Source organism: Sunxiuqinia sp. A32 (assembly GCF_052690465.1).
On sequence record NZ_JBQYLI010000004.1, the window covers coordinates 233,286 to 256,350 of the forward strand.

The 23,065-nt window shown below is 37.7% G+C and carries 23 protein-coding genes; 8 read left to right on the forward strand and 15 right to left on the reverse strand.

Going from position 1 to position 23,065, the window contains the following annotated elements:
* Genes ACUNWD_RS05775 through ACUNWD_RS05785 form a run of 3 tightly spaced genes read left to right on the forward strand, consistent with a single transcriptional unit; the run spans nt 1 to nt 3,829 of the window.
* On the forward strand, nt 1–1,440 hold the full coding sequence (locus ACUNWD_RS05775) for a SusD/RagB family nutrient-binding outer membrane lipoprotein (RefSeq protein WP_445586832.1): 1,440 nt from the start codon (nt 1–3) through the stop codon (nt 1,438–1,440).
* A gap of 18 nt (nt 1,441–1,458) precedes the next feature.
* A complete protein-coding gene (locus ACUNWD_RS05780) occupies nt 1,459–2,433 on the forward strand; it encodes a hypothetical protein (protein ID WP_445586833.1) in 975 nt (324 codons plus the stop codon).
* Between the two features lie 19 nt (nt 2,434–2,452).
* On the forward strand, nt 2,453–3,829 hold the full coding sequence (locus tag ACUNWD_RS05785) for a hypothetical protein (RefSeq protein WP_445586834.1): 1,377 nt from the start codon (nt 2,453–2,455) through the stop codon (nt 3,827–3,829).
* Nucleotides 3,830–4,164: 335 nt separating this feature from the next.
* Here the strand turns inward: ACUNWD_RS05785 and ACUNWD_RS05790 are convergent, their stop codons facing one another.
* The 9 genes from ACUNWD_RS05790 to ACUNWD_RS05830 all read right to left on the reverse strand — a co-directional run bounded on the left by ACUNWD_RS05790 (nt 4,165) and on the right by ACUNWD_RS05830 (nt 12,747).
* Nucleotides 4,165–5,460: a hypothetical protein gene (locus ACUNWD_RS05790; RefSeq protein ID WP_445586835.1), complete on the reverse strand. Its 1,296-nt coding sequence runs from the start codon at nt 5,458–5,460 to the stop codon at nt 4,165–4,167.
* Nucleotides 5,426–6,976: a replicative DNA helicase gene (dnaB, locus tag ACUNWD_RS05795; protein WP_445586836.1), complete on the reverse strand. Its 1,551-nt coding sequence runs from the start codon at nt 6,974–6,976 to the stop codon at nt 5,426–5,428. Before dnaB ends, ACUNWD_RS05790 begins: the two co-directional genes overlap by 35 nt.
* A gap of 128 nt (nt 6,977–7,104) precedes the next feature.
* A complete protein-coding gene (locus ACUNWD_RS05800) occupies nt 7,105–8,082 on the reverse strand; it encodes a D-alanine--D-alanine ligase (RefSeq protein ID WP_445586837.1) in 978 nt (325 codons plus the stop codon).
* Between the two features lie 2 nt (nt 8,083–8,084).
* Nucleotides 8,085–9,140: an RluA family pseudouridine synthase gene (locus ACUNWD_RS05805; RefSeq protein ID WP_445586838.1), complete on the reverse strand. Its 1,056-nt coding sequence runs from the start codon at nt 9,138–9,140 to the stop codon at nt 8,085–8,087.
* Between the two features lie 12 nt (nt 9,141–9,152).
* Nucleotides 9,153–9,947, reverse strand: a complete 795-nt coding sequence (locus tag ACUNWD_RS05810; RefSeq protein ID WP_445586839.1) for a PASTA domain-containing protein — start codon at nt 9,945–9,947, stop codon at nt 9,153–9,155.
* Nucleotides 9,948–10,128: 181 nt separating this feature from the next.
* Nucleotides 10,129–10,287, reverse strand: a complete 159-nt coding sequence (gene rpmH / locus ACUNWD_RS05815; RefSeq protein WP_445586840.1) for a 50S ribosomal protein L34 — start codon at nt 10,285–10,287, stop codon at nt 10,129–10,131.
* Nucleotides 10,288–10,373: 86 nt separating this feature from the next.
* Nucleotides 10,374–11,009 carry a 16S rRNA (guanine(527)-N(7))-methyltransferase RsmG gene (gene rsmG, locus ACUNWD_RS05820; protein ID WP_445586841.1) on the reverse strand — a complete coding sequence of 212 codons (636 nt, stop codon included), beginning with the start codon at nt 11,007–11,009 and terminating at the stop codon, nt 10,374–10,376.
* 5 nt (nt 11,010–11,014) lie between these two features.
* Nucleotides 11,015–11,626 (reverse strand): RNA polymerase sigma factor, encoded by a 612-nt coding sequence (locus ACUNWD_RS05825; protein ID WP_445586842.1) that lies wholly within the window; start codon nt 11,624–11,626, stop codon nt 11,015–11,017.
* Nucleotides 11,617–12,747, reverse strand: coding sequence for a glycosyltransferase family 2 protein (locus tag ACUNWD_RS05830; protein ID WP_445586843.1), 1,131 nt, complete (start codon nt 12,745–12,747; stop codon nt 11,617–11,619). Before ACUNWD_RS05830 ends, ACUNWD_RS05825 begins: the two co-directional genes overlap by 10 nt.
* Before the next feature lie 138 nt (nt 12,748–12,885).
* Between ACUNWD_RS05830 and tgt the strand changes: the two genes are divergently transcribed.
* The 4 genes from tgt (at nt 12,886) to ACUNWD_RS05850 (ending at nt 17,183) form a co-directional block, all read left to right on the forward strand.
* Nucleotides 12,886–14,016 carry a tRNA guanosine(34) transglycosylase Tgt gene (tgt, locus tag ACUNWD_RS05835; RefSeq protein WP_445586844.1) on the forward strand — a complete coding sequence of 377 codons (1,131 nt, stop codon included), beginning with the start codon at nt 12,886–12,888 and terminating at the stop codon, nt 14,014–14,016.
* A 1-nt stretch (nt 14,017) separates the two neighbouring features.
* Nucleotides 14,018–15,103: an LptF/LptG family permease gene (locus ACUNWD_RS05840; protein WP_445586845.1), complete on the forward strand. Its 1,086-nt coding sequence runs from the start codon at nt 14,018–14,020 to the stop codon at nt 15,101–15,103.
* Nucleotides 15,104–15,301: 198 nt separating this feature from the next.
* Nucleotides 15,302–16,846, forward strand: a complete 1,545-nt coding sequence (locus ACUNWD_RS05845; protein ID WP_445586846.1) for an acyl-CoA carboxylase subunit beta — start codon at nt 15,302–15,304, stop codon at nt 16,844–16,846.
* Between the two features lie 16 nt (nt 16,847–16,862).
* Nucleotides 16,863–17,183 (forward strand): biotin/lipoyl-containing protein, encoded by a 321-nt coding sequence (locus tag ACUNWD_RS05850; RefSeq protein WP_445586847.1) that lies wholly within the window; start codon nt 16,863–16,865, stop codon nt 17,181–17,183.
* Between the two features lie 78 nt (nt 17,184–17,261).
* On the opposite strand, the gene ACUNWD_RS05855 is transcribed toward ACUNWD_RS05850, so the two are convergent.
* From ACUNWD_RS05855 to ACUNWD_RS05880, 6 genes are all read right to left on the reverse strand, one after another.
* Nucleotides 17,262–17,504 carry a hypothetical protein gene (locus tag ACUNWD_RS05855; RefSeq protein WP_445586848.1) on the reverse strand — a complete coding sequence of 81 codons (243 nt, stop codon included), beginning with the start codon at nt 17,502–17,504 and terminating at the stop codon, nt 17,262–17,264.
* A gap of 230 nt (nt 17,505–17,734) precedes the next feature.
* The gene (locus ACUNWD_RS05860) at nt 17,735–18,604 is read right to left on the reverse strand and encodes a Cbp1 family collagen-binding glycoprotein adhesin (RefSeq protein WP_445586849.1); all 870 of its coding nucleotides are present in this window, start codon (nt 18,602–18,604) and stop codon (nt 17,735–17,737) included.
* A gap of 80 nt (nt 18,605–18,684) precedes the next feature.
* Nucleotides 18,685–19,473 (reverse strand): patatin-like phospholipase family protein, encoded by a 789-nt coding sequence (locus tag ACUNWD_RS05865; RefSeq protein ID WP_445586850.1) that lies wholly within the window; start codon nt 19,471–19,473, stop codon nt 18,685–18,687.
* Nucleotides 19,474–19,582: 109 nt separating this feature from the next.
* The gene (locus ACUNWD_RS05870) at nt 19,583–19,924 is read right to left on the reverse strand and encodes a thioredoxin (RefSeq protein ID WP_445586851.1); all 342 of its coding nucleotides are present in this window, start codon (nt 19,922–19,924) and stop codon (nt 19,583–19,585) included.
* Between the two features lie 147 nt (nt 19,925–20,071).
* Nucleotides 20,072–21,724, reverse strand: a complete 1,653-nt coding sequence (locus ACUNWD_RS05875; RefSeq protein ID WP_445586852.1) for an AMP-binding protein — start codon at nt 21,722–21,724, stop codon at nt 20,072–20,074.
* Nucleotides 21,725–21,753: 29 nt separating this feature from the next.
* Nucleotides 21,754–22,329, reverse strand: coding sequence for a helix-turn-helix domain-containing protein (locus ACUNWD_RS05880; protein ID WP_445586853.1), 576 nt, complete (start codon nt 22,327–22,329; stop codon nt 21,754–21,756).
* 396 nt (nt 22,330–22,725) lie between these two features.
* Here ACUNWD_RS05880 and ACUNWD_RS05885 point away from each other — a divergent pair, with 396 nt between their 5' ends.
* Nucleotides 22,726–23,022 (forward strand): hypothetical protein, encoded by a 297-nt coding sequence (locus ACUNWD_RS05885; RefSeq protein WP_445586854.1) that lies wholly within the window; start codon nt 22,726–22,728, stop codon nt 23,020–23,022.
* Nucleotides 23,023–23,065: the final 43 nt, after the last annotated feature.

A 23,065-nucleotide genomic window follows, 5' to 3' on the forward strand; every position in this document is an offset into this window, starting at 1 on the left:
ATGAAAATTATAAAATATATATTGATATCTCTCATCACAGCGACACTGTTTGTTGGATGTGATCAGAATTTTGAGGAAATCAATGCTAATGTTGATGATCCGATTATCATTCCATCAAGTATGATCATCGGTACTTCAGTCAGAAGCATGGCCAATGAGCTGTACTCTACTTTCAATGGATTGGAGCATGGAGAAACATGGGTACAACACGTCTCAATGGTGCAGTATAATGATCCCGAAAGATATAAACCACGTGTTAGTACAATGGACAATCTGTGGAATGTTTTTTACACAGCTGCTTCAAATGCAAACCAGATGTATTTACTAGCTGAAGATGAAGGGAATGATGTAAATAAAGGTATTGCGCTGGTTATTAAAGCATATTGTTTTGCACAATTAACCGATTTTTATGGTGATGTACCTTATACAGAAGCACTATTAGGTGCGAGTGAAGGAAACTTCACACCTGTATATGATACTCAGGAAGTTGTTTATGATGGTGTTGTCTCCCTACTCGATCAAGCAATGCCATTGCTTGCTTCCGGAAATGGAACAACAGATTCAAGCATGGATATCCTTTATGAAGGAGATGCTTCAAAATGGATGAAATTTGCTGCTTCACTGAAATTCAGATCTTTGATGCGCATTTCGGCCAAAAAGGATGTTAGCAGTGCTCTTCAGTCATTGGTCAACAGTGGAAACTTGTTTTCATCAAACGATGATGAGGCAAAGGTTGTTTATCTTTCTGCTTCACCAAACGCCAATCCAATCTTTGAAACAATTGTTGACGGTGGCCGAGGCGAATTTAAACTAGCACAGACGTTAGTAGATCGTTTAATTGCCACATCTGACCCAAGGCTGGAAGTATATGCGCAACCAGCTGTTAACACGGACACGTATGTAGGTAAACCTTCCGGATATGAAGAATCACCACTTGAAGGTTATGGTTACGACGATGTTTCCTCTATTGGAGAGAAATATCTTGAAGCAACTCTTCCTGGCTACTTCCTATCCTATACAGAACTATTATTCCTGATGGCAGAAGCTGCCCAAAAAGGATATATCTCAGGTGGCGCTGCTGCTGTTCAAGGATATTATGAGGCTGGAATACAAAATTCATTATCTGAAAACGGTGTTGGAGGTGAATTTGCAACCTATAATTCTCTTGGAGGAATTAAATTTGATTCAGGCAGAGCTCTTGAACAAATTGGCACGCAGAAATGGACTGCTCTTTTCTGCCAAGGATTTGAAGCCTGGACTGAATGGAGAAGAACAGGATATCCTGTACTTACCCCTGCGGCTGATGGTTTTATTAGTGAAATACCAAGCCGTTTAAGATATGAGTCAACAGAAGTCTCAATTAACGGCGTCAACTACAAAGCTGCTGTTGCTCAACAAGGAGCTGATGAGTTAACAACACCAATCTGGTGGATGAAATAATATTAAATCTGAAGAATTATGAAAATATTAATTAGAATATTAGCCATATTTGTTTTACCACTGGTGATTCTTTACTCCTGCGACGAAAGCGAGAGTGTTCTCACTGGTGTAGAGGGAGGTCTTGTTGACATTGAAACTCCATCCGTGAACTACATCGTTGGAAATACAGGTCCGTATACTGCTTCTGTTCGTATATATCAAGGGACTGCAAAAACTGCAAAAATTGATGTTGTTAAAACGTTCTACTCATCTGTGAACGACTCTACTTTCACAGAAACTGACACCATTGTTACTCCCAGAGTAATAATGTCAAACACAACGCCGTATACAACACTAAGTGTTAACGACCTATCTACTGAAACTTATGATTCATTTTCGTTTACTTTTGACGACTTGATTGCAGATCTTACAGTAGAGGGAGAGGCGTTACCTAACTCTGATGGACAATTTAAAATTGGAGATTACTGGGAATTCAAGTATTTAGCGACAACTGATGATGGAAGGGTCGTGCAGCAAAACAAGACAACAAAAGTTACAGTTGCAACACGATTTGCAGGTAAATACAAAGCAATTGATGCTGTTTACGGAAGAAATACAGGAACCATAGAATGGTTTTACACTGAAGACGATTGGCCAGCTGAGACAGTTATTGAATCTGTTGATGCAATTACTTACAGGGTAGTTGAATATTTTGGGCCAGAAGCGTTTGATGGAAATGAATGGTATTTCCAGGTTGACCCGGAAACTCTTAAGATTTCATATCCTGAGGAATGGGATGGTGTCGCTCAAACTGGAAATGATCAGCCGTTTATCACCTGTTTGACAAATGCCGGTGATTTTGCTACCATGGGACTTGACTGTAGCGAAACCAGTAACATTGTTGTTCTTGATGATGTAGAAGGCAAAGACAGATTGTATATGACTTATGGATATTATACCAAAGATTCTGGACCGCGTACATTCTATCATGTATTGGAAAAAATTGTTGAATAACCATTGAAAATACTCAATTATGACAAATAAAATAACACATATTTTCTTCTCGTTGGCAATGCTGGCTGCTTTCAGCTTAGCTGTTGTTAGCTGCGACCAGGAAGATTATACAGGATATAGTAACTTGGTACCTAAATCCCCAAGCATTACTATCACTCCTGATTTCACGAGCCCGATGACTTTGACTGAAGATGATTCAAAGCATACGATAACGATCACTTTAAGCGAGCCTCAAATTGTTGACACTAAGCTATACATCAAACAAATTGATGGTACTGCAAGTGCAGACGATTATAAGGTGACTCCTAATGTTGTCTTGCCTGCGGGTTCTACAACAGCTACTGCTGAGATTCAAATCTTAAGTGACGATCTAAAAGAAGAGGCTGAAACACTAACTCTTCAAGTAGGGGATGTGACTACTGCTAATGCAAGTTTAACACCTGCAACAATAAATTTCACCATAAACAATCTAGAATCGGATGATTTGGTAATTGGGTTATCGTGGGACACCAATATATTAGATGCAATTGAGATTGATCTTGCCCCTACTGATGCCATTGATTTAAGGTTGTTAATTACGGATATGGATGGTGTAATTTTAGATTACGCAGATGACGCTAGCTTTGAAGAATTCAAACTCCCTGGGGATTGGGAGGATGGAGAATACCTGATTGCTACGGATATTTATTCAACAATTGATGCTGGTGACCTAAACGCAGTTCTTACAATTGATGCCACTTTACAATTTGATCAGATTGGAACTATAAATGGAGAAACGTTAGAATTTCCATCGATCATGGATAACCAAAGTCCATGTTCTGCTTATAGAACAGTATTGGCCAAATTGACAAAAAATGGAGCAAGTTATACTTTCGAAGAGGCAATAGCTCAAACGTGGAATGCAGATATAGCAACCTTGGCTGGTTCTTGGTCTGGCATAGATAGTTATGATTATGAATCACAAACTGTAACCAGCCTTGCAGGTGATAAATTGCAAATTACCGGAATATTTACGGAATGGACTGGCGACTTCTGGGCTGAAGAAATCATCGACATGCAACCAGTTGACATAGAATTCAATTGGAACAGCAGCGGTGGTTTTACTATTCCAGAGCAATACTATATGACAACCTTATACGAAGGTGATGAGTATGCTTATACAATTAAGGGATCAGGAACTTTCGTGGTTTGCGGCGATTCTCCAAAAATGATATTGGAGTTTGATTTGCTCCAAGATGGATTCTCTCTTAATGATTATTTGGTTGGATACGATTATCCTTCCTTCTCTGAGGAAGTGGTTTTGGATAATGGAACTATGAAATCAGCCATTATGAAATCAGCAAGAATAGCTACTTCTAAGGTTGATAAATCAAACTTAATTAAACCCAACAGATAAAAAAACAAGGCAGGAGGCAGGCACTCTTTCTCCTTCAATTTCATAGATAACATTTCTATAAGGTAGCCCCTCCTGCCTTACCCGATAAAAAAGAACCCGTAGGATTTAAACTCTACGGGTTTTTTCATTTCACTCCCATTATATTTCAGTTAAGCAGTTCAAAATAAATGGCAGCAATCATTCGAATACAACATACCGTTCAAATTACCATCTTATTATTCAACTATAAGACTATGGTTCTCCGGGGAAAGAACCTGCAATAAGAGGAAACAAACTGAAATACATAAAATAGTAGACAGAGGCTACAGAATTAAAAGCGATCCGATATAGAACCATTAAGTTTTTTGCTTTTTCTTTTTAGCAGCAGGAAATAAGATATTATTTAAAATAAGGCGGTAACCCGGTGAGTTGGGATGCAGACTCAAGTCAGTTGGAGGATCACCAACTAAATGGCGATAATCTTCCGGATCGTGCCCCCCGTAAAAAGTCCAAAAGCCTTTGCCTAGCTCTCCATGAATATACCTGGCTTCATTCGCAGCTTTATTCTCCCCCATCACCAAAACATTTGACTTTAACAGATCTTCATCATAAGCTGTTGTTTGCCCCATAAACCCTCGAATCAGGTTTTTATGGTTTTGAGTCAACATGGTTGGCACTGGATCCCATTTTGCAGAAAAATCAAATAGAGAGAAATAGTCTTGATTCTGTGGGACTTTACGTGTTCCTGTTACATCAATATTAGAAAATTCGTATTCGAAAGGATCCTTTTCAATTATAAAGTTTTTAAAGGCAAGTGTCTGTTCAAAATCCAGCTTTTCATTCATCTGAGGATCGGCAGGATCCCCATCATACATGGATTCACAAATATCCACCCCCATAGCAGAAAGCGAGATATCATAGGTATCTGTCGCTGCGCACATAGCAAAAAGGAAACCACCCATCGAAACATATTGGCGAATCTCCCTGGCGACAACTTGCTTCATCTCTGACACTTTCAAAAAACCCATCTTTCCAGCAAGTTGCTGGTTTGTTTCAACTTCTTCCCGATACCATGGCATGTGTTGATATGTGCGATAAAATTTTCCAAACTGACCAGTAAAATCTTCATGATGCAAGTGTAACCAATCGTAATCTTTTAATTTCCCGGTTAAGATTTCTTCATCATAAATTACATCGTACGCTATTTCTGCATAAGTAAGAACAAGCGTTACTGCGTCATCCCAAGGCTGTTTGTTCGATGGCGAGTACACAGCAATTTTCGGAGCCTTCTGCATGCTAATAGCATCCTGATTTACTTCGGGCCGTGCAATATCAGCAAGAATAGCATTTGCCTGAACATCGGCAATTTTCTCAGTACTAACACCTCTCACCAAACATTCATTCTCTATTTGCTGATCATAGGCGATCAGAAAACTTCCACCCCGATAATTCAATAACCATTTTACCTCAATCGCTTTTTCCAGAGTCCAATAGGCAATTCCGTAGGCTTTTAAATGATCGTGCTGTTTTTCATCCATTGGCACAAGCAAATACACAGCCTGCGTTTGAAAAACAACAAACAAGAATAAAAACGTTAATAAGATTTTACTTTTCAATTTAGAAAGGTGCATCATCTGACTGAGGTCTTCCATAAGAATCAGAATTTTCCTGTTCAAAGCCACTATTAACCGGCATTTGAAATCCAGAGGTATCGTCATTCATTTTGGAACTAAAAGTCTGTCCCATTCCAACACCTGCAATTTCATCGGGGATCGTTGTTTCAAGATCACAAAACTTAACTTGTTGCTTCTTGAATGCAAGTTGAACATCACCCACGGACCCATTACGGTGTTTAGCAATAATAATTTCAGCCACTCCTAACAACGAATGTCCATTCTCATCCTCAGTAATTCCATAATACTCGGGACGGTGAATAAATAACACTAAGTCAGCATCCTGCTCGATGGCTCCTGACTCACGCAAATCCGATAGCTGTGGTCGTTTACCCTCTCGTGATTCAACCGAACGGTTTAGCTGAGACAGTGCCAATATAGGAATGTCTAATTCTTTCGCAATAGCTTTTAGTGACCTGGAAATCATACTCACTTCTTGTTCCCGACTTCCTCTATTATCAACACCTGCAGTCATCAACTGAAGGTAATCTACAATTACACAGCCAATATCATATTGCATTTTCAAACGTCGACATTTTGCACGAAATTCAAAAATAGAAAGAGCTGGAGTATCATCAATAAACATAGGAGCGTCTTCAAGAACATTTAATTTGCGGTTAAAATGTTCCCATTCCCAGTCAGCTAAGCGGCCATTTTTTATTTTTTCAGAACCCAATTCAGTTTCTGCCGCAATCAAACGATTCACCAACTGAACTGATGACATTTCCAAAGAGAATACACCAACAGGAACTTTGTGTTCTACTGCCATATTTCGTGCCATCGAAAGAACAAAAGCTGTTTTTCCCATCGCAGGACGTGCAGCAATAATCACCAAATCCGTCTTTTGCCATCCCGAAGTCATTCGATCCAACGCAGAGAAGCCACTCGGAGAACCACTCAATCCATCAGCTCGCTGCGAAGCTTTCTCAATTAATATCGCAGCCTCCTTCAGGATCGGTTTTATCGGCACAGTTTCCTTTTTAATATTTCCCTCTGCAACTTTAAACAATGCTGTTTCGGAAAAATCAATTAGGTCATCCACATCCATATTCGAATCATACGCTTTCACCTGAATTTCAGAAGAAACACGAATTAATTCTCGCTGAATATATTTTTGAGCAATGATGCGAGCATGAAATTCAAGGTGAGCTGCAGACGCAACTCTACTAGTCAATTGAGTCACATAAAGTGGACCTCCAATTTCGTCCAACTGCTCACGATTTTTCAATTCCTGTGTAACCATAAGCAGGTCAACGGGCTTTTCATGAGTTGATAAAAATTTAATTGCCTCGAATATTTTTCGGTGTTCGTCTTTATAAAAACTGTCAGTATCAATAATATCAGCAATGGTCACATATGCATCTCGCTCCAGCATTAACGCACCTAATACGGCTTCCTCTACATCAATTGCCTGGGGTGGTAATTTCCCATATTGAGCATTAATTTGCTCGACTGTATTGTTTCTTTCTTTTTGATTTTTGCGCTGTGTGGCCATGTCTAATTTGATAAACGAATTGAAAAATAGTTAGTTCACCAGAAACAATTCAAAGGCAAACGAATTTTAAAGGTATAAAAAAAGGAGACCCATCCCGACTCCTTTATACGATAAATTTATACACATTTTTATGATAATCCATCTTGGATAATCTTGCTAAGTAAGGTCTTTAGTTTCATTCCCATAGCAGTGACCTGTTGCGGAATAAAACTAGTTGAGGTCATCCCCGGAGTTGTATTGATTTCCAGGAAATAAAACTCTTCTTCCTTAAGAATAAAGTCAACTCGGACAATTCCCTGACAATTGCATAAATCATAAACCTTGGATGCTAATTGCTGACATTTTAGAGTAAGCTCAGGTGAAAGGCGTGCTGGTGTAATTTCATCGGTCATCCCCTTTGTATACTTTGCCTCAAAATCAAAGAATTCCTTTTTGGGAAGCACTTCTGTTAATGGAAATACGAATTCTTCATTTTTCAATTTAACCAATCCACAAGTAAATTCTGTTCCTAAAATGAATTCTTCAACCAGTGCTTCGTCACTTTCTTTCCATGCATTTTCCACTGCTTCCTTTAACTTTTCCACCGACTTTACCTTCGTAATCCCAAAGCTAGAGCCGCCTGCATTTGGTTTCACAAAAACCGGCAATCCCAATTCTCCAACGATGCTTCGTATATCAATCTCAGTTCCTTTCTTCAATCGTACAGATTTCGCCATTGGAACATCAAAGTTCTTCAAGAAATTACTGCAAAAATATTTATTGAAAGTCAATGCTGATGAATGAACTCCGCAGGTAGAATACGGTATTTTTAAAAGGTCAAAATATCCTTGCAAAATACCGTCTTCTCCAGGTGTTCCATGTATGATAATGTAAGCATAATCGAATTTAATTTTTTCGTCATTATACACGAAACTAAAATCACTTCGATCGATCTCAACGCTTTCATCACCATCAACAAATACTTTCCATTCAAAACCTTTCATTTCAACCAGCCATGGATGAAACAATTCTGTATCAATAGACTGAAAAACATTTTTTCCACTTTGAACGGAAACAATATACTCAGAGGAGTCTCCTCCATAAATAACTGCAATGTTTGGTCTCATTCTTATTCGAGGTTTCTATTTGAAATATAGTCACGCCATTTATCTATAGCTCCTTGAAAATCAGAAGTCAATTCGGAATCAAACAACATCTCTTTACCCGTTACCGGATGAACAAATCCCAAGGTCTTTGCATGCAATGCCTGCCGGGGAAGAATCTTAAAACAATTCATGACAAATTGTTTGTATTTTGAGAAAGTAGTACCTCTTAATACCTGGTCTCCTCCATAAGTATCATCATTGAATAGCGGATGTCCAATATATTTCATGTGGACCCTTATTTGGTGGGTACGCCCGGTTTCGAGCCTACAGGCCACTAAACTTACATATCCTAAATCTTCCAAAAGCTTATAATGTGTTACCGCAGTTTTTCCATGTTCACCTTCCAGATAAACTGTGAACACCTGACGATCCTTTTGACTGCGACCAATATTCCCTTCAATTGTTCCTTCCGGTTCTTTGGGTACTCCCCAAACCATCGCCACATATTCACGCTTGGTAGTCTTTTCAAAAAATTGCATTGATAACTTATTCTTTGCAAGTTCCGTTTTTGCAACCACCATCAAACCAGAAGTATTTTTATCAATTCGGTGAACCAGACCTGGACGAGGATCAGCACTATTAAACAGAGGTAGATCTTTAAAATAATATGCCAATCCATTTACGAGCGTTCCTGTATAATTTCCATGACCTGGATGAACAACCAAACCCGCCTGCTTATTAATAACCACCAACTGGTCATCTTCATAAACAATATTAAGTGGAATATCTTCGGGAACAATCTTAAGCTCACGTCGGGGATAATCCATTACGATAGATACTTCATCCCCTGGCTTAACTTTGTAATTTGATTTAACAGATTTCTTATTGACCAATATGTTTCCAGCATCTGCTGCTGCCTGAATTCGGCTTCTGGATGCATTATCTATGCGGTTAACCAAATACTTGTCAACTCTTAATAAATTTTGTCCCGGATCAACCAGCAACTTGTAATGCTCAAACATTTCTCCCTCTTCCGGTTCATTCTGACCATCCAATATATCTTCTTTCTCTTCGTGCATCTAAACTTTTCTTTAATTCACCTTGTCAAGTAGATCTTGATCAACAGTCAGCCACAAATCTATCGGACTCCCTTGATCAACCTTCATTCCATCCTCCGCCACCGGTCTTTGCTTCCATATCTTTGCACTTACACTATCCTCCAGCGTTGAGCAAGAATCATCAAATATCACGGCACCTGTATTTAAATATGATTCAGCAATTACAGATTTTGCCTGCCCCAATGTAACACCAATTAAATTAGGAACAAAAGTTTTTTCGCCAACACTATTCTCTCCAATTATCAAATCAATACTTGATCCTTTATTAATCAGAATACCCTCATCAATATCTTCCCCATTTATTTGTTGTTTCAAAACAAGGTTTGGGAATTCAGATGGAACGTAAGTTAGCTCGCCAACATTTAATCCAAAGCTCTGCATTAAATTCATTGCTTGCCGGTATGATATATCGGTTAGTTTTGGCATGGCAACCTGTTCGGGATTTACCGCACAAATTGTTAAAAATATAGTTCGTCCCTCTTTTACCAAAAAACCCTTAACAGGGACCTGATCAACAACAGACCCAGGCTCTGCATTTGGCAAATAAAGAGAATCCGCTATTTCAAAATCAAGATCTTTCGATTTTACCAATTCTTTCACCTGCTCTATTTTCATTCCTGAAAAATCAGGAACGGCGAAAGATTCACCATGATTTGTATAAATCCGGATTACAAACATAGTAACTAACAGCACAGCTACTGTTGCAGCAATAGCATACAATAAATTTTTCCAAAAAGATTTACTTAAAAGATAAGATTTCAAACTCATGGTGAAAGCGTATTAGTTCTTCTGAAAAACAAAAATAGCTTAAAATTTAGTATGTGGAAACCCGAAAATAAAATAGTCAGAATTGATTTGCAAAACGAAATCAGACATGCATAAACACAAAAAGGTAAAGAATTTAGCATTCTTTACCTTTCCATGATTGATCATCAATCAATATATCTTCTTAACGCTTGTGTCTTGGTTCGTCAGAAACAGTCAATTTTTTTCTTCCTTTTGCACGACGACTTTTTAATACTTTACGTCCGCTCACTGAAGACATTCTTTCGCGAAAACCATGTTTGTTTTTGCGCTTTCTGTTTGATGGTTGAAATGTCCTTTTCATTGGTCAATATTTTTATTTTGAATATACTCCGCTCAATTCGGACTGCAAAAATAAATCTTTTTTGATTCTCTCCAAAATTATGAAGTTTATTTTCTGCGATTTTTAATTATTAAGTGGATCATTTTTTTTGTTTCAAAGAATTCCTCGTCAAAATAAGCACTCAACGAATAGATTTTCACCTGATTTACAAAGGGTTCCAGCTCCTCCTGAAAATCACCTCCTTTTAAATACAAAATACCATTTAGAAGTTTATTTTGATTTTTTATTTTGATTTTCTTTCTAACCAATGAAACAAATTTTGGAAATGCAGTAACAGCCCTACTTACAACAAAATCAAATTGGCCGTCAACCTTCTCAGCTCTATTCTGCTCAGCAGTAACATTTTGAAGACCGAGACTCTCTTTCACTCCATTAACAACCGTGATTTTTTTGGCTATAGAATCAACTAAATGAAAATTCGATTCCGGAAACATAATTGCCAGCGGAATACCTGGAAATCCTCCTCCAGTACCCACATCCATAGTTGAAGTCCCGGGTCTAAACTCAATGACTTTTGCAATTCCAAGCGAATGCAGAACATGTCGTTCGTACAATCCCTCGATATCTTTTCGGGAAATCACATTGATTTTTTCATTCCATTCCTGATAAAGTTCGCCCAAAGCAGCATACTGCTCAAGTTGCTTTTCCGAAAGATTCGGGAAATATTTTTTGATTATGTCCATAAAAGCTAATCCTCCTGATCGTCCATCTCGGTCGATTCAATCATTTTAAACAGCATTTCTCGGGCTCTAAATAATTGAGCTTTCACTGTTCCAAGCGGCAAATTTAGCTCTTTTGCAATTTCTTCGTATGAAAATTCGCGGAAATATCGAAGTTCTACCAAAGTTCGGTATCGAGGTTTCAATCTTCGAACCACCCTGCGAAGCAAAATCGCCTTTTGAATCCGGATCATCTTTTGCTCAGGGTTTGGTTCTCCCGATTTAAGTTTTACTGGCTGCTCGTTATCATTTCCATCTTGATTATTGTCAATCGGAACATGTACTCCGCGTCGTTTTCGTAAAAAATCGATGCAATTATTTGACGCTATCTTAAAAAGCCAGGTACTAAATGCGTAATGGGGAGAATATTGATGGAGGTTTTTAAATGCTTTACCAAATGCTTCAATAGTCAAATCTTCAGCGTCACTTTTATTATTGACCATCTTTAGCAACATGAAGTAAATGGCGTCCTTGTATTTACTTAACAATCTGGCAAAAGCCTTCTCATCCCCTTTCAAGGCAGCCTCAACTAAAACAAAATCCTGTTGAGCCTTATCCGATAAATTTGTATTTAGTTCCATTTACTTCTTTGATCTTGAACATACATTCTTACAAAATGGTATATGTTGATCAACGGTTTTATCAGGATGTATACAAACGAAGATATGAAGATTTTTTCTTCATTCAAACGGTCAGCTACATTTTTAACAATAATAATGAAGAGAATATTTAACAACAAAAACAGCGAAGTAGTGTAAACCCAAGCTTGCAACTTGAATATCAGCAACAAAACAAATGACACAACAAACAATAATCTTGAAAAATCTTCCAACAACAAAAGAGTACGTCGCTTAAACCCTAAAGCTTTTCTCAGCAACATTTCCTTGCGAATCAAATTGGTGTAATCTTGCGCCTGAACCGGTTCATCTTCATGAATAAAGCTTTCTTCAGAAAACGAAATTTCAACTTTCTTCATGTGTTCATTTAAAATAAGTTCCAGATTCGCATGATACTGGTTCAATTTTCCCTTAAACCCATCATGATCGAAATACAAATTCTTATTGAAACAAATATTGTACTCTGAGAACACAAAAGGCAACCCTGCCATTGAATAACCTGCTGAGCGCATAAATTCCCAAAAACGTTCAATGCGCAAAAGTCTGTTCACTCCGCCTTTTAATGGGTTATAATTAGTGTAACCAATAACCACATCAACGTCATCAGCTATTCGATAATTCATATTAGTCAATACATCCGGATTAAGTTTTTCAAATGATACCGGTAGGTATAGCACCCAATCATTTTTACTCGCCTTCAGCCCTAAATTCAAGGAAATCTTCTCAGAAAAACGCGTCTCCTGTCCAAGTGAAGTGATCCTTGTTCTCGGGTATTTTTTGGCAATAGAACCAATATACTGCAAGGTGCGATCTTCCGAAAAATCATCAACCACAATAAGCTCATAAGGCAAATATGATTGCTCATTTATACTTTCCAGAACCCTTAAAATTCGATCTTCTTCATTTCTTATACACAACAAAACAGAAATTGACTCTTCCAGCTTTTTTCTCTCTGGTTGTTTCACTCGAAGCAACCTTGTATAAAAATAAATCAGGTAAAAAATCTGCAACAGGAAACTAAATGCAAACACTCCCAAAAGAGTCCATTCGAGTAAATTACGGCCTATTAAATTTGTTAACTCCACACAATATTTTTTTCACAAAAATAACAATCAGCCTTGGTTTCACACGGTATATTTAATTTTAATTAACAGTCAGCACTAAGTTTCATTTTAAGGTCATATAACTTTTATAGTTATCTTTGAGCACTCAAAAAAAAGGACATGGATTTTACGCTTCATCATCAAGCAGTTGACTCAGAAGCCAGGGCAGGAACGCTTGTCACCGGGCATGGAAAAATTGAAACACCTATTTTTATGCCTGTCGGTACAGCTGGTTCAGTAAAAGGAATTCATAAAAAAGACTTAAAGGAAGATATTCAGGCTCAAATTATACTGGGAAATACTTATCATCTGTATTTAAGACCGGGAACTGACATTATACAACAAGCAGGCGGACTTCATAAATTCAATGGCTGGGATGGGCCTATACTAACAGACAGTGGTGGCTACCAGGTATTTTCACTGGGAGACATTAGAAAGCTATCTGAAGAAGGTGCAAAATTCCAGTCGCACATTGATGGATCAAAACATTTATTCACGCCTGAAAGTGTCATTGATATTCAACGCAAAATCGGCGCAGATATCATTATGGCCTTTGATGAATGTACTCCCGGTGATGCTGAATATGATTACGCTAAAAAATCGTTGGAGTTGACACAGCGATGGCTTGATCGCTGCTATAACCAAATGGAGAAGACTCAGCCACTTTATGGACACAAGCAATCCTTATTCCCAATCGTTCAGGGAAGCGTATATCATGATTTAAGAGAGATCGCAGCAAAGCATGTGACAACTTTTCCTAGTGATGGGTACGCAATTGGCGGACTATCGGTAGGTGAGCCAGAAGCCGATATGTACGCAATGATCGAAGTAGTGAATCCTATTTTACCAAAAGACAAACCACGCTATTTAATGGGAGTTGGAACACCCGTAAATATTCTTGAAGCTATAGACCGGGGTATCGACATGTTTGACTGTGTGATGCCAACTAGAAATGGAAGAAATGGAATGTTATTTACTAGTGAGGGAATCATCAATATTAAAAACAGGAAATGGGCTGACGATTTTTCTCCGGTGGATCCAAATGGAACATCGTATGTTGATCAACAATATTCAAAAGCATTTTTACGTCATTTAATTATTTCGAATGAAATGCTGGGTGCACAAATTGCAAGCCAGCATAACCTGGCCTTTTACCTTTGGCTGGTTAAAGAAGCACGAAAACAAATTTTAGCCGACACATTTAAAAGTTGGAAAGAAGTAATGGTTAAAAAAATCGCACAACGATTATAATATGAAAATTTCTGGGTTTAAAACGATCGACTTGTACATTACAAAGAAGTTTTTGGGAACTTTTTTCTATGCCATCGCACTAATTATCAGCATTGCAATGGTATTTGACATTTCTGAAAACCTGGATGAATTTCTATCGAAAGATGCTTCAATTAAAATGATCATTTTTGATTATTATTTAAATTTCATCCCATACTTTGCCAATCTTTTCAGCTCGCTATTTACTTTTATTGCAGTTATTTACTTCACATCAAAAATGGCGTACAACTCTGAGATCATCGCCATTTTGAGTAGTGGAGTTTCTTTTCGGAGATTAATGCTCCCCTTTATGATTTCTGCTTTTGTAATCGCAGTTTTTTCTTACATGTTAGGGAATTACGTTATTCCGCCTGCAAATAAAAAAAGGGTTGATTTCAGAAATGCATACATCGAAAATAAACGAGCAGAATTTCAAACAGATATTCACCGTCAATTATCACCGGGAGTATACATATATATGAAATCATATACAGCCAGCGATGTTGGATATAATTTCACTATTGAGAAATTTGAAGGTCGGAAGCTTGTATCCAAGCTAAGCTCCAGGTACATAAAATGGGACCGGGAAGATAAAAAGTGGACAGTCCATGATTACATCATTCGTGACATCGATGGGACCGAGGAAACGATCACATCAGGCTCGGAAATTGACACTACATTAAACATGGTTCCTGACGACTATCGGGTAATTCACAATGTTGTTGAAACCATGTCTCTTCCAAAACTGAATAAGGAAATTAAGGATTTAAGACTTCGAGGAGTCAACACGACAGAATACGAAATAGAAAAACACAAAAGACGATCGCAACCGTTTTCTGCTTTTATTCTCACATTAATTGGAGCCTGCCTGGCATCCCGAAAAGTAAAAGGAGGCATTGGACTGCATCTCGGGCTGGGAATCCTGTTTAGCTTCTCATACATCTTATTCATGCAAATTTCTACTGTATTTGCCGTATCAGGAAGTATTCCGCCCTCTATTGCCGTTTGGATACCGAACATATTTTTTGGCGGGATAGCAGCGTACATATACAGATGGGCAAGTCGATAGCGAAAATTTCAAACTATTAGTAAAATAGTTCAAAACCAAATAATACCAGCATAGTATGATAAAATCACCAAATGTTTTATAAAACATGTTTGTGAATGAAAAAATTATAATTTTGCCCCGTATTACTTAAAACAATAATACTTAAAACAGGAAAGCTCCGGTCGCCCGGAGAATTTTTTTTAATTAAAACTATATTCTATGTCGTTGAAACGGAATATCCTTGACCTTAGGAAAAGGAAAGAAGAAGTTATCAAGGGCGGAGGTGAAAAAGCCATTGAAAAGCAAGTTGCAATGGGGAAACTCACCGCCCGCGAACGGATTTTATATATCCTCGACGAGGGTTCATTTCATGAGTATGACATGTTTGTCGAGCATGTTGCACGCGATTTTGATATGGAAAAAAAGGTACTTCATGGTGATGGTGTAATCATCGGTACCGGAACTATTTATGGTTCACCTGTCTGTATCTTCGCACAAGATTTTACTGTTGCAGGTGGTTCTTTGGGATTGATGCACGCTCGTAAAATCACTAAAATTATGGATCACGCTCTGAAAATGAGAGTTCCATTAATTGGTATCAATGACTCTGGTGGTGCTCGTATTCAGGAAGGTGTTAATTCATTGGCTGGATATGGTGAAATCTTTTTCCGCAACACACTAGCTTCAGGTGTTATCCCACAAATCTCTGTAATCTTGGGACCATGTGCCGGAGGTGCTGTTTATTCTCCTGCATTGACCGACTTTGTGTTTGTGGTTAATAATATCTCTAAGATGTTTATTACCGGGCCAAGTGTAATTAAAACCGTTTTAGGTGAAGAAATTTCCATGGAAGACTTAGGTGGTGCAAAAGTACACGCTGAAGTTACAGGAAATGCACATTTCTATGCCGAGAGTGAATTAGAGTGCTTTGAACAAATCAAAAAACTCATCACATTTATTCCATGGAATAATCAACAAAAAGCAAAAGCAGTTGAACCTGCCAAGCCAACTTCTAAAAAGAAGATTGAAGATATCGTTCCAGGCAATCCAAAATTACCATATGATATTCGCGACATTATCGAGGCAATTTCTGATAAGTCAGAATTTTTCGAGATTATGGAGCATTTTGCACCTAACGTGGTGATTGGATTTGGACGTCTGGATGGTGAAACTGTTGGATATGTGGCTAATCAGCCAAAAGTATTGGCTGGTGTTCTTGATTGCGACAGCTCAGATAAAGCAGCGCGTTTCATTCGTTACTGTAATGCATTTAATATCCCAATCGTTACGTTGGAAGATCTTCCAGGATATTTACCTGGAGCCGATCAGGAACATGCTGGTGTTATCCGTCACGGAGCTAAAATACTTTATGCCTACAGTGAAGCTACAGTTCCAAAAATTACTGTAATTATCCGTAAAGCATACGGTGGAGGATACATTGCAATGAACTCTCGCCACTTGCGTGCTGACTTTGTGTTTGCATGGCCAACTGCTGAAATTGCAGTTATGGGACCTGAGGGAGCTGCAAACATTGTATTCCGTAAGGAAATCGCAGAAGCAGAAGATCCTGAAGCTATGCGTCAATTGAAGATCCAGGAATATAAAGACAAATTTGCCAACCCATATGTTGCTGCAGCGAAAGGATATATCGATGAAGTAATTGAGCCTGAACAAACTCGAAAAATGTTACTTCACGCGTTGAAAGTATCAGCAAACAAATCAGTTTCGGGACCAAGCAAGAAACATGGTATTCCTCCATTTTAAACTAAATTAGCGACTCATGGCAAATAAAAAGAAGGAAGTCATCATCGTGCATAGTGCTGTATATGAAACTGAGTATACCAATAAATACAGAAACCGTGTAAACTGGGAAGAGCCAAATTTCAACCATATTTACTCTTTCATTCCTGGAACAATCATTGATGTGTTCATTAAAACAGGTGAAAAAGTAAAAAAAGGTGATACGCTGCTTATCCTGGAAGCGATGAAAATGCACAATAACGTTGAGATGCCTTTTGACGGCAAAATTGTAAAGATTAACGTTAAAGCAGGGGATAAGATTCCCAAAAAATTTCTGATGATTGAAATAAAACCAATCTAATAACAAAGGGGCCTTTCGGCCCCTTTTTCTAATCAACCATCCACTTTTGATTATCCATCAAAAGTCACCCCACAAATCTTATTTCCAATAACAATCTTCTACCATCCACTGTTCAAGATTGAGTTCCTGGTCAACCTCATCCGGGGCAACTTCAAAACTGGATGTCCAGTATTCATCCTGAACCATCCATTCTTCAATTTCCAACACTGGATCACTTGCTAAATCAAAACTAAACTCCGTTGCGTTTTTTGCTTGTATGCTGGTTAAAAATGCAACCAAAACTACGAGGACTAATGTAACTTTCTGAAATTGGTTTTTCATGGCTTCAAGACTTACTTGTTTGTTTCCTGTAATAATTGTTTTCAATAATAAAGACTGGTGAAAAGATTAAAAGTTACATGGGGTCCTGTTAAAAATTGTAAAGATATTCTTAATGAATTTCTAATGAATCAAACAGATAGTAATCAATCAGCGATTTAACAAGCCTTTGAAAAAACAAAAAATCCCCAGCCAAAAGGCAGAGGATTCTATATCATAAAGAAATTAATATTCTAATCGAGAGCTACCACCAGATATCTCGAGGTTTCCCAAAATTTCTGAAAATCTATAATCCGGAGGCTCTCAAAAGTTTCTTCTCCTATCAATTCAAAAGAACCTTCGGGATGTGTTGTTATCACCTGAACTTTCCTGGAATTAAGAGAAATCTCTTTTAACTCGCGAATGTCTATTAACGTAAAAGCATTGGGATTAAAATCCTTCTTAAACTTAATCGTTCTCCCAATTCCAAATAAACCTCCTTCTTTCTCAACAACTCCTAATTCAATTAACTTTTTAAGCGTACCACACACGAAATATCCCTTATGAATCTCGATGTCTTGCCTCTCAATGGTTTTTTCCTTTTCCGCAATTATCTCTTCCTTTTTAACTTCCTCTTCCTTATACTCCGTAATTGTTTTATTCAACCCGGCAATATCCAACTGGAGCTTATCAAGCTTACCACTAAGTTCAGTTATTTCAGTATCCTTTTCCTCAATTTGCTTATGCAAATACATGATGGTTTTCTGCAATCCGCCTATTTTATTCTTGGAAGAATTGAGATCGTCTTCCAGTTTAGCAACCAGTTCTTTGTTTGTGATTAGTAAATCATGCAGAATTTTAATATCATCCAAAATATCAGATCTTGTATCCTTTCTTAATTCAGTTCCACTATTCGTCTGCATTTTCACCAGTTCCTGAATATGCCTTATTGAATCAAGGTTCATCTGTATCTCGTTCATCACTGAAATAAACGATGTAATACTTGAATCTTTCTCTTCTGCAACTTGCCGGATACTATCCTGAACAAACTGCATGCGGTCAATTTTTTTATTCTGACAGGAAAATAAAGCAAAAAGAGCAATAAGAAATACTAGTTTATTCATTTTACTGATTTTAAAATGACTATACAAAGTTAAGGAGCTTAGAGCATGTTTGTTCAATTTTTATCGAAAGATTCTTAAAATTAATCTTTTACTCGCTTTTTCTTCTCTTTCATTACCTTCTCTAAATCAAGAATCATATTTTCTGTTTCATCAAAACCAATCTGGTAGATTTCATCGGCCTTGTTAAAATCAAATGTGCTATATTCCCTAACTTTTGGCGGATCAATTATGAAATCACACAAATCAAAACTATCCCTCACATTTTGTCCAATTGCTAAACGAAAACAACGTTCAGCAATCGTTTTCATCCCTTCGACCTTCTCCATTTCAGCATTGTGATTCACATGCACTCCGATAATAATATCAGCGTGATCTAGTAGCGGTTCTACCGGCAGATTGTTTAACAAACCTCCATCAACATATGTTTGTCCATTAATAGTCTGTGGTTCAAAAATTATTGGAATCGACGCAGAAGCAAGGACAAATTGAAAGAGCTTACCTTCAGAAATAATCTCAACTCTTCCGGTATTTAGGTTTGAAACTGCGCAGAAATAAGGCTTCTTCAATGATTTAAAATCATCTTCCCCGATTTTGTCAACCATCATCTTATGAACCTTTTTCATGTCAAGCAATCCATTGGAAGGAAATGCCCAACCAATTATTTTATGAAAGCTTTCTTCTTTCACCATTTCCAAAATCTCACTGGGAGATACGCCAGCAGCATAAAAAACACCTACCAATGCTCCCATACTGGTTCCGGAAATCACATCCGGATCAATTCCATGTTTATTTAATGCTGCTAAAACACCGATATGTGCAATTCCCCTCGCACCTCCTCCACTGAGAGACAGACCTATTTTTGCTTTCATTCTTTTTTATGAAAAGATAAAAAAGAGGATTGTCACTAACAAAAAAAGATGACATCAATTATATAATGCCACCTTTTATCAAACAAAATAATTACCCTATAAAACTATCTTATACAAGTTTTTCTTTCAGAATAGTTTCAATCTGCTCTTTGCTTTGAATACTACTTGTTGCATGGACTAATCCTCCATTTTTGTAATAAACAACAAATGGCAATCCCATAAAACCAGCACATTCAGGAGCATTACGAATAACAGCCGCATCAGGAATATCAAATTCCATATCAGCAAATACAACATTTTCAATTTCGTTTTCCAATTCTCCCATCGCTGCATATACTGGAATACACATTGGTCCCATTCGACCGCAACAGATCATTACATTTTCGTTTTCCTCAATTAATTTTTGATGTTCATCTTTTGACAGAACATGTTTTAAGTTTGTATGAAGCATATCCTTATGTATTTAATTATTGATACATGTAGATGTGTCAATTCATGTGCCAAAATAAATTTCAATGACATCATGACACAAACATAGTATCACCAGAGCAATCAGGAAGAAAGCATCTGATAATAAGTCACTTTAAAAGCAAACCGACTATATTACCTCAATACCTTTTTCTTTCAACAGATCAAGAGCGATCTCCTTCAACTTATATTTTTGAATTTTGCCGCTAGCAGTCATAGGATATGAATCGACAAAGAAAACATATTTAGGTATTTTGTACCGTGCAATTTGCCCTCGGCAGTATTCCTGTACAGCTTCCTCTGTTAATGACTGTCCTGCCTTCAACTTGATAAATGCACCAACTTGCTCTCCATATTTAGGACTTGGAACACCAACAACCTCAACAGATTCAACTTCGGTCATTTTAAATAGGTAATTTTCTATCTCACGAGGATAAATATTTTCTCCACCTCGAATGATCATATCTTTGATACGGCCAGTAATTCGATAGAAACCATCTTCGGTTTTCACCCCCAAGTCGCCAGAGTGCAGCCAGCCATCTTCATCAATTGCTTTACGAGTTGCCTCTTCATTTTTATAATAACCTTTCATCACATTGTACCCCCGACAACAAACTTCACCCTGCTGTTCCTCTGCACATTCCTCGCCGGTCTCCGGATCTACAATTTTCACCTCAACATTGGGGAACTCAAAACCAACAGTAGTAGAACGAACCTCGGGAGAATTATGAGTACGTGTAGCAGTCATACCCGGTGACGATTCAGTCAAGCCATACACAATGATGATTTCCTTGCAATGCATTTTTGTCATCACCTGATTCATGGTTTCAATTGGACAAAGCGAGCCCGCCATAATTCCAGTACGCAAAGAGGTAAGATCGAACATTTCAAACATTGGGTGGTTCAATTCGGCAATAAACATGGTAGGAACTCCATAAAGAGCCGTGCATTTTTCCTTTTCAACTGACGCCAAAACCATTAATGGATCAAAATCTTCGGTAATAACCATTGTCGCCCCATGAGTAACAATGGCACAAACCGCCAAGACACATCCGAAGCAGTGAAACAAAGGAACACAAAGAAGCAATCGATCATCTGCGGTATATTTCATGCATTCTCCAGCCGAATACCCATTGTTTAAAATGTTATGATGAGACAACATTACTCCTTTTGGAAATCCAGTAGTACCAGAAGTGTATTGCATATTCACCACATCATGCGTATTGACTCTCAACTTAACTTCCTCCAGTTCCAACTCATCTAAATGCGCTCCGAGAAGGATAAGTTCAGCAGTATTATACATTCCACGATGCTTTTCCTGCCCAATATAAACCACATTTTTAAGTGCCGGGAATCGTTCGGATTTAAGGTTTCCCCTCGTCTGTGTTTTTAGTTCGGGAACCAACTCGAAAATCATGTTTATGTAATCGCTATCCCGGTATTCATCAACTAAACAAAGAGTGTGTATGTCTGCATTATTGAGCAAATATTCCAACTCTGCCAGCTTATAATTGGTATTGATGGTCACCAATACAGCCCCTATTTTGGCAGTAGCAAACATGAAGGTCAACCAATCGGGCACATTATTCGCCCAAATACCTACATGATCGCCTTCTTTAACTCCCGCATACATTAGCCCTTTGGCTAATTTGTTAACGCGATCATTAAATTCAGCATAAGAAAAACGTAGATTACGATCTGGATATACCATGAAATCCTGGTCTGGAGTTTCAAAAGCATATTTTTCAAGAATACCACCTAAAGTATAATCAAGTAATTGCATGTTTCTCGATTTAATTCAGAAAAAATTTCTTAGAATGGAGCGTAAACCACAGCCAAAATCTTGGCAGGCAAATTACTTCCAACATGCACGTTGTGCGACACAATGGAATCCATGTAAATGCTGTCTCCTTTTTTTAGCAAATAGACATCTTTCCCATAGTTAATTTCAACTTCCCCCTCCAATACATAGATAAACTCTTCACCCTCATGCGACGAAAGCATATAATCAGACTGTTGACTCGGTTCAATTTCTACAATGAATGGCTCCATATGACGCCCAGCCTTATCCGATGCCAACGAGAGAAAGTTGAGGTGCTCACGTGCTTCAGCCCCCTGAGAAACGAACCGTACACCCTGTGCATGTTCTTCGGCACGAACAACAACTGGCCCGAGCTGATCACTATCATCAAGGAATGTCCCCAGGCGTACGCCCAGTGCTCGTGCTATCTTAATTAGCGGGGCTAAAGACGGAACCACTTTCTCGTCTTCTACTTTTTTAACTAAAGCAATGTCAAGGTTGGTACGTTCCGAAAGTTCTTCCAGACTTACCTTCTTTAATTCGCGAATTTGCTTGATTTTTTCGCCTACGTTTTTTTCAGCAGCCATGAACATTTATTTAGATTACGCACAAATTTAAATTTATTTTACAGCTATGCAAAAGACAAATAACACCTTTCAAAATACAAAAATATATTGCCAAAAATGTTGTCCTGTTCATTTTAATTGAAATAATATTCACTAGAAATGAGCATTTTATCGATTCCATTGTTTACAACTAAAAACTTACTCAAGAGGTACCTGATCTGTGTTACTAATGATTAAATATTAAATTACATTGGAAAAATATACTTTCATCCTGTACCCCTTTAGCATTGGTGATGTTACTACTAATGCGCTTTATAAATGTTGACAAAAACAAAAAGCAGGTACTAAAACTAGATCAGAAATACTAAAAATCTGTATCCGTATATGATAGTTAGAATTGCATGACATACCAACAACTTGAAAAAATTAGCTGATTTCTATTGTGATATTTTAAACTTCGAGGTTTTAGGCAGGTTTGAAAATCATGACGATTACAATGGAATTTTTCTAGGAATTCAAGGATTTGACTGGCACCTGGAATTTACGGAATCGAGCAAAAAGGCTGAACATCAGTTTGACGAAGATGACCTGTTGGTATTTTATCCCAAAAGCAATAAAGAGTACAAGCAAATAATTTTAAATATCAATTCTAATAGTATTGAAAAACTATCGCCAGCTAATCCATATTGGAAGAATAACGGAATTATAATATAAGATTCTGACGGATATAAAATAGTGGTAAGCAAACTTAAAATTG

Bases quoted from the DNA above. Each gene is read 5' to 3' on its own strand.
- ACUNWD_RS05775 (WP_445586832.1), top strand. From the start codon at position 1: ATGAAAATTATAAAATATATATTGATATCTCTCATCACAGCGACACTG.
- ACUNWD_RS05780 (WP_445586833.1), top strand. From the start codon at position 1,459: ATGAAAATATTAATTAGAATATTAGCCATATTTGTTTTACCACTGGTG.
- ACUNWD_RS05785 (WP_445586834.1), top strand. From the start codon at position 2,453: ATGACAAATAAAATAACACATATTTTCTTCTCGTTGGCAATGCTGGCT.
- ACUNWD_RS05790 (WP_445586835.1), bottom strand. From the start codon at position 5,460: ATGGAAGACCTCAGTCAGATGATGCACCTTTCTAAATTGAAAAGTAAA.
- dnaB (WP_445586836.1), bottom strand. From the start codon at position 6,976: ATGGCCACACAGCGCAAAAATCAAAAAGAAAGAAACAATACAGTCGAG.
- ACUNWD_RS05800 (WP_445586837.1), bottom strand. From the start codon at position 8,082: ATGAGACCAAACATTGCAGTTATTTATGGAGGAGACTCCTCTGAGTAT.
- ACUNWD_RS05805 (WP_445586838.1), bottom strand. From the start codon at position 9,140: ATGCACGAAGAGAAAGAAGATATATTGGATGGTCAGAATGAACCGGAA.
- ACUNWD_RS05810 (WP_445586839.1), bottom strand. From the start codon at position 9,947: ATGAGTTTGAAATCTTATCTTTTAAGTAAATCTTTTTGGAAAAATTTA.
- rpmH (WP_445586840.1), bottom strand. From the start codon at position 10,287: ATGAAAAGGACATTTCAACCATCAAACAGAAAGCGCAAAAACAAACAT.
- rsmG (WP_445586841.1), bottom strand. From the start codon at position 11,009: ATGGACATAATCAAAAAATATTTCCCGAATCTTTCGGAAAAGCAACTT.
- ACUNWD_RS05825 (WP_445586842.1), bottom strand. From the start codon at position 11,626: ATGGAACTAAATACAAATTTATCGGATAAGGCTCAACAGGATTTTGTT.
- tgt (WP_445586844.1), top strand. From the start codon at position 12,886: ATGGATTTTACGCTTCATCATCAAGCAGTTGACTCAGAAGCCAGGGCA.
- ACUNWD_RS05840 (WP_445586845.1), top strand. From the start codon at position 14,018: ATGAAAATTTCTGGGTTTAAAACGATCGACTTGTACATTACAAAGAAG.
- ACUNWD_RS05845 (WP_445586846.1), top strand. From the start codon at position 15,302: ATGTCGTTGAAACGGAATATCCTTGACCTTAGGAAAAGGAAAGAAGAA.
- ACUNWD_RS05850 (WP_445586847.1), top strand. From the start codon at position 16,863: ATGGCAAATAAAAAGAAGGAAGTCATCATCGTGCATAGTGCTGTATAT.
- ACUNWD_RS05855 (WP_445586848.1), bottom strand. From the start codon at position 17,504: ATGAAAAACCAATTTCAGAAAGTTACATTAGTCCTCGTAGTTTTGGTT.
- ACUNWD_RS05860 (WP_445586849.1), bottom strand. From the start codon at position 18,604: ATGAATAAACTAGTATTTCTTATTGCTCTTTTTGCTTTATTTTCCTGT.
- ACUNWD_RS05865 (WP_445586850.1), bottom strand. From the start codon at position 19,473: ATGAAAGCAAAAATAGGTCTGTCTCTCAGTGGAGGAGGTGCGAGGGGA.
- ACUNWD_RS05870 (WP_445586851.1), bottom strand. From the start codon at position 19,924: ATGCTTCATACAAACTTAAAACATGTTCTGTCAAAAGATGAACATCAA.
- ACUNWD_RS05875 (WP_445586852.1), bottom strand. From the start codon at position 21,724: ATGCAATTACTTGATTATACTTTAGGTGGTATTCTTGAAAAATATGCT.
- ACUNWD_RS05880 (WP_445586853.1), bottom strand. From the start codon at position 22,329: ATGGCTGCTGAAAAAAACGTAGGCGAAAAAATCAAGCAAATTCGCGAA.